The 13368-nt window shown below is 35.2% G+C and carries 9 protein-coding genes; 3 read left to right on the plus strand and 6 right to left on the minus strand.

Translation table 11 applies throughout. The features are described from left to right. Positions 1-3: 3 nt before the first annotated feature. Positions 4-750: a LytR/AlgR family response regulator transcription factor gene (locus ACN0U3_RS02545; protein ID WP_299206265.1), complete on the plus strand. Its 747-nt coding sequence runs from the start codon at positions 4-6 to the stop codon at positions 748-750. Positions 751-759: 9 nt separating this feature from the next. On the opposite strand, the gene ACN0U3_RS02550 is transcribed toward ACN0U3_RS02545, so the two are convergent. Both ACN0U3_RS02550 and ACN0U3_RS02555 read right to left on the minus strand, forming a co-directional pair. Continuing rightward, the gene (locus tag ACN0U3_RS02550) at positions 760-2673 is read right to left on the minus strand and encodes a glycosyltransferase family 39 protein (protein ID WP_417265016.1); all 1914 of its coding nucleotides are present in this window, start codon (positions 2671-2673) and stop codon (positions 760-762) included. Between the two features lie 171 nt (positions 2674-2844). Then, positions 2845-3687, minus strand: coding sequence for a DUF4476 domain-containing protein (locus tag ACN0U3_RS02555; RefSeq protein WP_299206269.1), 843 nt, complete (start codon positions 3685-3687; stop codon positions 2845-2847). Positions 3688-3906: 219 nt separating this feature from the next. On the opposite strand from ACN0U3_RS02555, the gene ACN0U3_RS02560 reads away from it, so the two are divergent. Beyond that, a complete protein-coding gene (locus ACN0U3_RS02560) occupies positions 3907-4383 on the plus strand; it encodes a biotin transporter BioY (RefSeq protein ID WP_417265017.1) in 477 nt (158 codons plus the stop codon). Positions 4384-4554: 171 nt separating this feature from the next. Here the strand turns inward: ACN0U3_RS02560 and leuS are convergent, their stop codons facing one another. Beyond that, on the minus strand, positions 4555-7368 hold the full coding sequence (gene leuS / locus ACN0U3_RS02565; RefSeq protein WP_417265018.1) for a leucine--tRNA ligase: 2814 nt from the start codon (positions 7366-7368) through the stop codon (positions 4555-4557). Positions 7369-7520: 152 nt separating this feature from the next. Between leuS and ACN0U3_RS02570 the strand changes: the two genes are divergently transcribed. Beyond that, complete coding sequence (locus ACN0U3_RS02570; RefSeq protein WP_299206273.1) at positions 7521-7817, plus strand: hypothetical protein; 297 nt, start codon at positions 7521-7523, stop codon at positions 7815-7817. A 212-nt stretch (positions 7818-8029) separates the two neighbouring features. Here the strand turns inward: ACN0U3_RS02570 and ACN0U3_RS02575 are convergent, their stop codons facing one another. The 3 genes from ACN0U3_RS02575 to ACN0U3_RS02585 all read right to left on the minus strand — a co-directional run bounded on the left by ACN0U3_RS02575 (position 8030) and on the right by ACN0U3_RS02585 (position 13353). Beyond that, on the minus strand, positions 8030-9817 hold the full coding sequence (locus ACN0U3_RS02575; RefSeq protein WP_299206274.1) for a gliding motility-associated C-terminal domain-containing protein: 1788 nt from the start codon (positions 9815-9817) through the stop codon (positions 8030-8032). 192 nt (positions 9818-10009) lie between these two features. Beyond that, positions 10010-11305, minus strand: coding sequence for a hypothetical protein (locus ACN0U3_RS02580; protein ID WP_417265019.1), 1296 nt, complete (start codon positions 11303-11305; stop codon positions 10010-10012). Positions 11306-11553: 248 nt separating this feature from the next. Then, complete coding sequence (locus tag ACN0U3_RS02585; protein ID WP_417265020.1) at positions 11554-13353, minus strand: tetratricopeptide repeat protein; 1800 nt, start codon at positions 13351-13353, stop codon at positions 11554-11556. Positions 13354-13368: the final 15 nt, after the last annotated feature.

Below are 13368 nucleotides of genomic sequence, written 5' to 3' on the forward strand. Positions count from 1 at the left end.
ATTATGGCATATAGTGTAGTTATTATTGATGATGAAACAAGAACACGTTCATTACTTAAAAAAATGGTGAGTAATGCTGATTTTCCGCTTGAAGTCGTTGGTGAAGCGGAAGGTGTTGAATCTGGATTACGTGCAATCCAAAAACATGAACCAAATATCGTACTCTTAGACATTCAAATGTCTGATGGTTCTGGTTTTGATGTGCTTGATCGTTTGAAAAAGAGGAATTTCGAAGTCATTTTTGTAACTGCCCATCAAGAATTTGCTATTCGTGCAATAAAATTCTCTGCATTGGATTATATCTTGAAACCGGTAGAGATGGATGAGTTGGAAAGCGCTCTAGGCAATGCTATTGATGCAATTCAAACAAAGTCCGATCTTTCTGTTCGGTATGAAGAACTACTCAACAACTTAAAACACAACAATAAGAGAATCGTAATTCGTACCAAAGGATCAATGTTCGTTTTTGATGTGAAAGACATTGTGCATTGTCAATCGGATAGAAACTATACTTATTTTTACCTCAATGACGGAAGAAAGGTGTTTACTTCAAGGACCTTAAAAGATTATGAAGACACCTTGTGTATGCCAGATTTCATTCGTTGTCACCGATCTCATATAATAAACATCAATTATTTAGAGCGCTATGATCGAGGTGATGGAGGTACAATTATCATGAAGGATGGAACAGAAATCCCTTTGTCTAGAATGAGTAGAGAAAGATTCTTGGATGTATTAAACTCTCTTTAGATTTGGAATTTATAGCTTATTAACAATACCATAAATGATAGGATTCCCTTTTCTTAATTTTATTTTGTAATCTTCAACTAAAAAAGTATTCTTGTCTTTATTCCAAATGTAGGTTTTAAACTTAAGGTTCGGATTGTTAAGGTGTTCTTTTGGAATTTCAATTGTTCCATGGAAAGTTGCCGATTCAGCCCCTTGTTGTTGAAGATTTAACTGTTGGTCAAAATCATATCCTCTCCACAGTATTGTTTCGCCCTCATTTTCTAAGGTCAAAACTAAAGTTGCCGTTGGTGGTTGGTTAGCCTTTATTTTTACAGAAAGGTCAATGAACGCATGGTCTTTTAAAAGAAAACGACCTAAGTTCGCTTCAAAGCCTGGCCCCCATTCTTCATCAGGATTTATTTGATAACTTCTTTTTCCAGCATACGAAACTGTATCTATTATAGATGACGTATTATAACTCCAACTCGGCAGTGAGTCCTTTTCAAAGTCTAAAGTCGAAACAAGTTTTGACGGACTTGGATTTTTAGAAAAAAGATAAGAGCTTCCCCCAAAATAGTTCTTTTGTAGTTCAATACTCGGATAAAATTCTTGTATAATAGGAACAACAAGAGGATCGATATGATGTAAACAGCCTAAATAAAAATAGCTATGATGTTCAGCATTATCTATAAGGAATTGTTTAAAATCGGGTATAGATTCAAATTGATCATACCAAGTGTAGTTGGAATCAAACCTCATTTGGTTCATATAATATGCATTAATGTGTTCTACCGATTGCACAACAGAAAGTACGTTTTCTTTCTCATTGGCCACTTGTAAATCATTGAGGATTTCCAAATATGGAGATTGATAAAAGTACTTGTAATGTTGACGTTCATAAACTAAGGAAAGTGTTCCTGTCAATAAAATTAGTGCAACAAGAATTAGATTTGTTTTTGGAGAACAGTTGGGTAAATGTCCAAAGAGGAGAAACAAAAGATAAGTAAAACTGAATATTAGTACTGAATATTGTAGTACCGCATTTACGTTTGTCGAGTAGAAATACCCAATAAGAAGAGGAGTTAAAAACCACGTAAGAAACAAAAGGTAATTTTTGAGATTGATTTTTACATGTTTTTTGGTGACTAAAAAACCCAATGCAATTCCCAATACTACCATTATAAAGATGTAGGAATAATTAAAAATATAGGAGATGTAATTCAAGAAAAAAACGGGTGTAGGCTTTGCTAACCATTCTTCAACACCAGCCACGTTTAATTGATAAAAGAAAATTTCTAAATGCGGAATATAAAGCCCAAAAATGCCTAAGCCTAATAAACAATAGCGAATAAGAAAGGCCTTCTGAATAAAAAATAAACCACTAACTCCAACAATCGCTGCAAATAAGAGACTAAAATGGTGGTTATATGCACATAAAGCACCTGAAATGATGAAAAAACATCCATTCAATAGAAAATTTCGCTTTGGATGTTGAATTAGTTTTGTAAGGAAAAACACCATTAACAAGGAAAAAAACAGTCCACTAATATAAGGTCGTGCAATTTGGCTAAACAGCACTGTATATTGAAGACAAGAAACAGTTGCAGCACTTAATAATCCGACAGTTTCATTCATCCATTTTTCTCCAATGGAAAAGGTAAGATATACAGAAATCACTCCAGCAATAATAAAAGGGAACTTCACAGCAATTGTAGAAATGCCAAAAATTTTCGTCCAATAATATAAGAATACTTGTACCCCTGCCGGATGTCCATCGATTTTTACTCCCTCATGAATTAGTGCAGAGAAACTGTCGAAATTTAACCGAGATAAAGCGCTAAATTCATCATGTGTAAAAGGAATTTCCGAGAGATTGAACACGCGTAAAACAACTGCAACCATTAAAATGAGGAATAAAATCCAACGATTTGAAAGTTGTTTCATTGTGAGTTAAAGAATTAAAGTATTGTGTACAATAATAGTAAATGGTTTTATTGATTACTGTATTTCTACTGTTTTATTTTGCTTAGTAACTCAAGCCAAAGAAAAACCCTCGTCTTTCTCACCCATTGTGGCGAGTCATGACGAGGGCATAAAATTTCATTTAGAGCACTTTTACTTCGTGAAGTACTTTCTAACTTCATTTCTTGTTCCTGAGTAAGGAAATAAGTCAAGCAACTTGTTTGCATATATTTGATCTGTCATCCTATCATAACAGTATTTTGCAATTTTTACGCGGTCACTGTCGAAAGTAAAAGACTCAACGATTTGATAAGCTTGATCAGCCGTGATGCATTTATTGGCCAAAGCATCTTTCGCGTATTCCATTTTTTTATCAGCAAAATTTAAGTTTTCCATCTCATCTAAAATCGGTTGAATGGTGGGCACCGCAACAACACAATTAGGATTGTAGTTCCCATGCGGAGGATATTGGCCATTTCCATTGGGTGGATAATTCCCATTGGGTGGATAGTGAGCGCCATTTCCTGTATAATTATTGTGTATTGTTCCATCAGGGTGATAATGCTGTCCTGGTGGATTTACGCCAGTACACAAATGACATGTGTTGGTGTTCTTTCCTGCGTATTGAACCACTAACACATTTTGGCCATACATAGACTGGTTTATATTTACCACTTCTATCCAGTTGAGTTTTTTATTGCCGCCAATCCAGTTTACAAATCCAGTATATTGCTTGTGCTGCTGAAGTGTAACGTGTTCTTTCACTTGAATGATTACACCGTTTGTATACAACAATTTGATTTCATGATAAGATGCCGGTAAACCAACAACCTTTAATTGATAGTTGGGAATTATATTCTGTACAACATCATCGATAATCAAATAAAAAGGATCTCCAGTTTTATCCATAATCACTATATTTGACTTACTACCATGATTTTGAGCAGTTGCATTGAATGCTAAGACGACGAGTAAAATTGTAATTAATTTCTTCATGATGCGTAGTTTTAATAGTGAAACAATATATTTATATTCGGGAATTCAAAAACGAGGCCAAAAATATGAAAAGGCTTTCCGTTTTTTGACGAATTAAAGCAGTTTATAATAAGTAGCAAATAGAAACCTCAAAAATTCATTTTATACATTTGTACTATGTTAATGAGCCTACGTATTTTAATCGGATTTCTTTTTCTGATCCTTTTTACTCAATTCCAAATGGAGTTAAGCATTATGGAGGTGAACATTCCAATTACTGGACAAAGTTTTGGGGTTTTATTGGTGCCTTATGTTTTAGGAACAAAAGAGGGCATGATAACGATTTTACTTTATTTGATTTTGGGCTTGTTGGGAATGCCTATTTTCGCCGAAGGCAGTAGTGGATGGGCGTCTTTTACAAGTAATAGTGGGGGATATCTAGTCGGTTTTCTTGTTGGCGGAATGTTTAGTGGATGTGTTTCAGGAAAGTTTGAAAACACAATTTGGGCCTCGCTCTCGGCTATGTTTTTTGGAACCTTTTTAATTCTTCTTTTTGGAGTTTTGAAACTGTCCTTAACCCTAGGTTTATCAAAGGCAATAGTGTATGGATTTAATCCCTTTATTGTTGGGGGAGTAATTAAGATATTGTTGGGGGGAATTGTTGGTTGGTGGTTGAAAGAACGGATGTTATTAAGTGAAGAAAAAGGGACTTATTAATTTATTCGGTTAAAGATAAAAAGGTCTGACCTCAACTTTTACAATTGCAAGAAGGTTTGGTAAAGCGTTGTATTGTTCTTTACCCTCTTAAACTATTGCTTTGTGGTAGATCCAAAACAAAAAAGGAGAATGATTAGAATCATCCTCCCTTCAAAGTTATTTTAAATTAATCTACACTACAATGTTGACAATTCTTCCTGGAACAACAATCACTTTCTTTGGCGTTTTACCCTCCAAATACTTTTGTGATTTTTCCAAACTTAAAATTTCCTTTTCTATTTCTTCTTTCGATAAACTGTTCGGCAACTCCACCTTGAAACGCATTTTTCCGTTAAAACTTACTGGATATTCAAAGGCATCTTCTACCAAATAGTCTTCGTTGAAAACAGGGTAATTAGCATCGCTTAAAGTACCGGCCTCGTTTCCTAAAACCACCCATAATTCTTCAGCAATATGTGGAGCATATGGCGCTAATAGCACAACTAAGTCCTGTAAAACAGTTTTGTTATTGCACTTTTGCTCTGTCAATTCATTCACACAAATCATCATTGCAGAAACGGAAGTGTTGAACACATATCTGTCCATATCCTCTTGTACTTTCTTGATTGTTTTGTGGATGGTTTTTAGAGCTTTGGCGTCTGGTTCCCCTTCAGTAATTAGTACGTTTCCTTCTTGATCATGGAATAACCTCCACAACTTACGCAAGAAGTTATTTACTCCATTGATACCTTTGATGTCCCATGGCTTTGCTTGCTCAAGTGGACCTAAGAACATTTCGTACATTCTCAAGGTGTCTGCACCGTATTTTTCTATTAAATCATCTGGATTTTGCACGTTGAATTTAGATTTTGACATCTTTTCAACTTCATTTCCGCAAAGGTAAGTTCCGTCGTCTTCTAAAATGAATTCAGCGTTGGCATATTCAGGACGTGACGCTTTGAATGCTTCTGTATCAAGAATATCGTTGTTGACAATGTTGATGTCAACGTGGATTCTTGAAGTTTTAAATTCTTTACGCTTTCCAAAACTGATGAATTTACCACTTTCTTTATCGCGGTAAACAAAATTACTTCTCCCCAAGATCATCCCTTGGTTAATCATTTTTTTGAAAGGTTCTTCGAAAGGAATAAATCCAAAATCATGTAAGAACATTGACCAGAAACGAGAATAGAGTAGGTGTCCTGTTGCGTGTTCAGCACCACCGATGTATAAATCTACGTTATTCCAATAGTCCACTTTTTCTTTAGCAACAAATGCTTTTTCGTTGTGTGGATCCATGTAGCGCAAAAAATACCAAGAGCTTCCTGCCCAGCCTGGCATGGTGTTTAACTCCATCGGATGAACGTTAGCTTCTTCAGCTCTGTCTTTACTTGTTAATTTGTTCTTCTCGCTGTCCCAATACCAATTGGAAGCATTTCCCAATGGAGGTTTACCGTCAGGAGTAGGTAAATACTTATCTACTTCAGGCAATTCTATAGGTAAATATTGGTCTTCAATTGTTTTTGCAATTCCATTGTCATAATACACAGGAAAAGGTTCTCCCCAATAACGTTGACGAGAGAAAACAGCATCACGCAAGCGGAAATTAGTCTTGGCTTCACCGATTTTTTTCTCTTCAAGAACTTCAATTGCTTTTTTAATTGCTTCTGTTACTTCTAATCCATCTAAGAAATCAGAATTGGCGATTTTTCCTTTCTTTTCTGTGTAAGCATTTTCTTCGATTGAAACATCAGCAAAGATATTCTTAATCGGAATATTAAAGTGATTTGCAAAATCCCAGTCGCGTTGGTCTCCACAAGGAACCGCCATTACAGCGCCTGTTCCGTAAGAAGCCAAAACATAATCACCTATCCATATTTGAATTTTCTCACCACTTAAAGGGTGAATAGCATAAGCTCCAGTGAATTGTCCAGAGATCGTTTTTGTGTCCGACATACGGTCGCGTTCCGATTTCAATCCTGCTTTTTGCTGATATTTTTTGATGTCTTCTTTGTATTCCTCAGTCGTAATTTTGGCAACTAATTCATGTTCTGGGGCTAAAACCATAAATGAAACACCGAAAATTGTGTCTGGTCGTGTTGTAAAGACTTGAATTTCCTCATCGTGGTCAGCCACTTGAAAATAAACAGAAGCACCAACCGATTTACCTATCCAATTGCGTTGTATATCTTTTACTGCATCCGACCAATCTAACTGGTCTAAACCTTTCAACAAACGTTCTGCATAAGCAGTAATTCGCATTGACCATTGACGCATTAATTTTTGTTCTACTGGATGTCCACCGCGTTCAGAGACACCATTTACAATTTCGTCATTGGCCAAAACAGTACTAAGTGCAGGACACCAGTTCACCCATGAATCTGCTAAATAGGTTAAGCGGTAATCCATCAATATCTCCGCTTGCTTTTTTTCATCAAATGATTTCCATTCGTCGGCGGTAAATTCTATTTCGCAGTCATTGACTGCGTTTACTTTTGTATTCCCTTCACTTTCAAAGACAGCAACTAGGTTTTCAATAGGCATTGCTTGATCAGCATCATTACAATAATAAGCAGCGAATAATTGCTTAAAAATCCATTGCGTCCATTTGTAATACTGTGGGTCTGAAGTCCTCACTTCTCTGGACCAATCGAATGAGAAACCGATTAAGTCTAATTGCTCTCTGTATCTTTTTAAATTCTCTTCGGTCGTTACCGCTGGGTGTTGACCTGTTTGAATAGCATATTGCTCTGCAGGCAAACCAAAAGAATCGTATCCCATTGGATGTAAAACGTTGAATCCTTTCAATCTTTTATAACGCGCATAAATATCAGAAGCGATATAACCAAGTGGATGACCAACATGCAGTCCAGCACCAGAAGGATAAGGAAACATTGTTAAACCATAGTATTTCGGTTTAGTAGAATCCATCTTGGAATCATAAGTGTTGTTTTCTTGCCAGTGCTTTCTCCACTTTTTCTCTATCGTGCTAAAATCGTATTCCATGCTTGTTGCTGTTTGTTTTTGAAAAAGCAAAGATAATTTTTTTTAAGTTCATACGTGTATGTATAGTCTCTGAATAGATTTACTATTTTATGAATGGGGTTTTTTAATCGATTATTTATTATATTCGTAGGTAACTTTAAACATTATTTATTATGAACTCAAATAACTTTTTGATTACAGCTTTCTTCACCGTGATTTCATTTTTTACATTTTCACAAAATAAATACGCTTTTGAGGTAGAGTCATTAAACAATAAATCACCGCAAGAAGTACTAGAAGATTTTTCAAGACATTTTGAAGAAGACCATAAAGAGTATGTAGAAGGAGTGTTCTTTATTGAATCTAAAACTGTTTATACAGAAGACAACTTTAAAGAAGTTGCAGCTGCTACAGGTTACACGTTAAAAGGGTTTAAAATCATTTCAAGAGAAGAGGTTATTGAAGAATAAAAACAACGGTTTTTTTAGGTATTCGACATCAAATAGATTTTACATTTTTGAATACGAATTCGAATAGACCATTGATGGTCAGTGTTCAATTCATTTAATATCCTATAGTTAACCATCTCAATTGATGAGCTAGGTTCAAATCGTCAGCAATAAGGTTTAAACTTATAGGTGTATTGTGTGCATGTTCATGAAGCTATCAATTATTTATTTTCTTACTTTTCACCTCTCGACAATTGAACAAAACCATGTTTTAAAACTTCTTCTCCGTTCAAGTCTTTAGCTGTAATTTTATAGAAGTAGGTACCATCTGAGCATTCTGCACCATTGTTTAATACTGAGCCATTCCATTTAAAGTCTATATCACTACTTTCAAAAACAACATTCCCCCAACGATTTAAGATAACAAGATCCAATTCGGAAATATTTTGAACATTAATCAATTGAAAGAAATCATTCTCGTTATCACTATTTGGAGTAAAGATATTTGGAATAGATATTTCAATATCGGGATTGTTAATAATGATGGTTAAATTTGTTGAGTCCATACAGCCAAAATCTCCAATTGCATACAGTGTTACTGTATATTCATTGGCAACTCCATTTGGAAATTCATGAACAGGATTAACATCATTGCTTTGAGCTGAGAAGTCACCAAAATCCCAAATGTAATTAGTCGCATTTGTAGATTCATTTGTAAAGTCAACCTCTGTGTTGTTAAAGTCTGTTGTCATCGGATTTGCGGAGAAGTTAGCGATTGGACCATCTGCCACCTCAATATAACTTGTTAGTGTGGTATCTCCAACACAACCATTTGCAAATTCCATAGTTAAAGTAACGTCAAAAGTTCCAGATTGCGTATAGGTGTGTGTAACGGTACCGCAGGAAGTGCTGGTGTTTCCATCTCCAAAATCCCAAAGACAAGATGCGTTAAGGAAAGTAGAGGTATCTGTAAAGGTCACAGTATGTGGACTACATCCCATAAGTGTGTCACCAAAGAAAGATGGTTCTGGGTTAAGAAACTGCTCTTCAACTTGGAAGTTGGAAGATGCAGTACAGTCACCATTATCTACTTCAACAGCGTAATTTTGGCCGAATGCGGCTCCTGTGATTAAACCAGAGGCATCAACTGAAGGACCTGTGGGCGTAAAAGTATAAGTTGAACCAGCATCATAATTTAAAATTTCAGCAGAACCGTCTACGAAACAGTCAGGATCTGTAATATCAAAAGTTGGCGCATCTGGAGTGATTAATTGTTCATCAATTTGGAAACTCGTTGCACAGCCTCCGCCGCCTTCTTCTACAGTGTATTGTTGTCCAAACACAGCACCATTAATTTCTCCATTACTACCTATTGTTGGTCCAGCAGGAGTAAAAGTATAAGTTGCATTATTGTCATAGTTCGTAATTTGCGCAGAGCCGTCAGCACTACAAGTAGGATTTGTAACATCAACGTTTACTGCCCCTGAACCTGCAACTGGTGAGGAGGTTACAATGGCGTCCCAACCTTCTTTGTTAACTACACTAGTAGCATAAAATCGAAAAGTCAAACATTGATCTTGGAGGGTGGTAAGGTCCAGGACATCGTTGTTATTCATAAAGTTACAATCTGTTCCTCTCGGGTTGTCAGGGCCTCCAGCTCTATTGTCAAACAATATTGTACCAGTTGTACCCACACCTTCATAGATAACCATCCAATCCCATCCTGACGATGTACCGTACATAGACAAAACCAGGAATTCAACATTTAAAGATTCACATGCTGCAGGACAAATAGTCGTTATTGTTTCGCAGTTGCCATTGGCATAGTTGTTTGCATATCCATCACTACTGCAGTTTCCTCCCGGTCCACCATCGTCATAAAAATGTATGCTTGTTCCTGGATCTAATGTGTATGTGGCAGTTGCGCAGGCAGTAGGGATAATATCACCTTGCTGTGCAATGGCGGTATTTCCGAAGATTAATCCTATGATAATGAGCGCGTAGTATAATATAGACTTCATAATTTTTATTGTCAAATTAGTGTAGAGTATAGTTTAATATTCCACTAATTTAAAGAATAAAATAATTACAAAGAAATTATTGTAGAATTTAACAATTGGGAAGGGTTATTTTTCTTGCATTATCAAAACCAAGAAAATTATTTACGTTCTAAACAAGATTAAACTATGTTTAAAAGCTAACTTTGATAAAGGTTAATTTGTGATTTTATATAAATGAATTCCATTTCCATAGTCTGCGGAAAAATATAAAGCATTGTTAAAGTAGAATAACTGATCTTTATTTGGGAGACAACATTCATGTGCTAAGGGATTGACAGGAGAAATTAATTTTGTTCCTTTTTCTGTTCCATCAGTTTCGAATAATTGGATTCCACTTTTGTTACTTCTTGCAATGAAATATAGCTTACTTCCTAGTTGAGAGAAGCTCTGAGGAGCGCTATTACCGTCAGATTTAATTGTTTTTAGCAAGGTTGTCCCTTCAGTTGTTCCGTCAGTCACCCATAGTTGTGATCCCTTTCCGTCATCAGCGGAGAAGTACAGTTTCCCATTGAATTCGGTGAATCCCATCGCGTTGCTACTACCATTTGGGTTTATTGTTTTTACAAGTTTTGTTCCTTTAGTGGTTCCGTCAGTTACCCAAAGTTGTAGATGATCATTTTTTTCTGAAGCAGTAAAATATAGTTTATCGTGAAGCTGCGCAAAACTCCATCCGTTAACAATAATATCTTTGATAATCTTTGTTCCTTCGGATGTACCATCTGATATCCATAACGGACCGTAACCGTATTCATACTCCATACTATATGCAGTAAAAACGAGTTTATTATTGTAGGCAGTTAATCCAATAGGTTGAGCACCTGGATTTTCTTCGATCATCTTTAAAACCATAGTTCCAGTAGGGGTTCCATCAGAAACCCATGGCTGGTCTCCATTGCCATCATTTGCTGAGAAATATACCTTCCGGTTTAATTCTGTTAAGAAAGTCAAATTTGGATTTATATCTTTTAATAATTTTGTGCCTTCTTTTGTTCCATTACTGACCCAAAGTTGATTTTTATGCTGATCAATTGTCGAAAAGTAGAACTGTTCATTTGTGGCAGGTTGTAATTTGGAGTTTATTTTTATGGATTGATTTGTCAGTGATATTCTTGTTAAGTTATTTTCTCCTTTCTTTCGCATCCAAACTATTGTCTCTCCGGTTTCATTATGTTCTAAAAAATATAGATTCTCATTAATAGTAATTGGCGACGGATTAAAGTTGAGTTTTCCATTTGGATTAATAATGTTTTCTAATATAGTTCCTTTTTGACTTCCATCACTTGACCAAAGCTGTATCTTATCGGTGTTTTCTACAAAAAACATAAGTCGACCATTATGTTTTATAAAGTTTGATATATGTGTACTCTCAGTTGAATCGAATTCTTTTACCAATTCAATTTTGGTCTGTGAAAAAACACTCAAACCAAAAATACTGATTATTACTTGCATTAGAATATTTTTCATCAATATGGTGTATTAAGTTATTTATAATTGCTTACAACTGCAACCAAAGATAATCTCATAACTTTTGATCCTTCATAGGGTAAACCCTGATTTTGTGTTTGTTAGTTATATTCTTAATTGGTAGTCCGTGACTAAAAAAGGTAATTTTGAGTCTCCTGCTAGTTGGATTAAGTATGTTTTGAATGGCTGTACAAACTATACAATAACAATACATGAAGAGATTGATAAAGTTTCTACCCTATTCCTTTTAAAAACTCCACCAAATCAACTTCAGCAGGAAGATTCAGCTTCTTACGAATGCGATAACGAGACATGCGAACAGCTTTGTAACTTACATTTCGCATCGTAGCAATTTCCTTGTTGGAAAGGCCTAAACGAATTAAGCCACATACGTTTTTATCGAGCTCGGTAAGGTTGGGATATTTCTTTTGTAGAGTGTCTAGAAATTTGTAGTTGATTTCATCCACATTTTCTTGGAACTCCTTTAATTGTTCATCAATAATAAGGTTGTTATTGGTGTAAAAAATGAGCGATTTAATGGCTTTCTTGATCGATTCATCTTTCCATTCTCCCTCCAAAATAGCTCCGAGCTTTGATTTGACCTCTGTTAACACTTCTTGCTTTCTTGAGATGTCAATGGCGAAATCTGTGAGGTCCTTATTTTTGTACTTGAGTTCAATATTCGCTTTTTCTTTAGCGATTTTCTCTACTTCGAACTTGTTTTCTGCAAGTTCTTTTTTTATCCGTAGCAATGATATTCTTTTTCTCCCATAAAAAAAGAGGAAAAGAAGCAACGAAAGTAAAAGAATTAAACCGATTGTTACTTGATAAAAATAAAGCTTATTTTTCTCTACTAAAACTTCGTTTTCCTTCTCTTTTAATTGTATTTGTTGATTTTGATAATTCAACTGAACGTTCAAGATATTTTCGAGTAAACTTTTTTCAATGGTAGTTCTTCTTGCTTCTCGCGCTTCATCTCGAACTGTTTTTAGAGAGTCGTAGGCTTTGAAATAATGTAAAGCTTCCGTGTTTTTTTGTTGTTCAAGATGTGCCTTGAATAGCCAGTAATAATTTAAAACCAATAGTTCATTGTTGGGGTGTTCTCGATTTTGAATTCTCGGATGACCAATGCAGTTTAAAATGGTTTCATTGGCTTTTTGAAAGTCCTTGATACTATAGTAATATTTGGCCAATTCTATGGAAGCATTCAATGCTAAATCTAATTCTCCTTGCTCGAGGTTAAAATGAATGTCTTCATTTAAGTATAGGATACCTTTTTCAAGTTGCTCTTGATTTAGTAAATAATTTCCTCCTAAATTTCCTTTGAGAAGTGCTAGTTGTGCTTTTTGTTGTGCTTTAATGCTGTCTTTTGACTCTAGCGTTTTTATTCCTTGAAGGTAGTATTTTTCTGATTGTTCGAAATCATTATTCTGTGAATAGAAGAAGCCAAGATTATTATAGGCCAGGATGATATAAAATAGACTATTGGCTTTTTTGGCTGATTCCAGAGAGTTGAGGTAATAGATCTCTGATTGCCGCATGTCTTTGCTGAAATGATAATACCTTGCAATCAAAGAATTCTCAAGTGAAACAGCATCATTAAACTGTTTGCTTTTCAGAAACAGTAAGTTGTCTTTGTGCAGTTTTATGGCCTTGTCATATTGTTCTATTGAACCATAAAGTTCTGCAAATCGCCTACGGACTTCAACACAACGAATGTATTCATTGTTGCATAATGAATCTATCGCATATTGATACCAGAATATTTTCTCTGCAAATTCTCCTACCTTTTCAAAGTAGTTGTCAATCAATAGAATTTTATCGATGAGTATCTCGGAGGCATTGTTTTGAATTGCTTTTTTAGCAAAGGCATTAAAAGAGGTTTTTACTTCTTGTATAGAACCTGATTCTGTTTGAGATTGAATAGTTTTCCAATCAAGTTCAACAGAGTTGTGTGAAACTTGAGCGATACTTTCAGATTGAGCAAATAAAAAGCCCAACAGAAAAACGATATTTAAATAAAACTTCGTCATTTTCTATTGGGCTAA

This window comes from Brumimicrobium sp. (assembly GCF_048268645.1).
Taxonomy (GTDB): domain Bacteria; phylum Bacteroidota; class Bacteroidia; order Flavobacteriales_D; family Crocinitomicaceae; genus Brumimicrobium; species Brumimicrobium ulvae.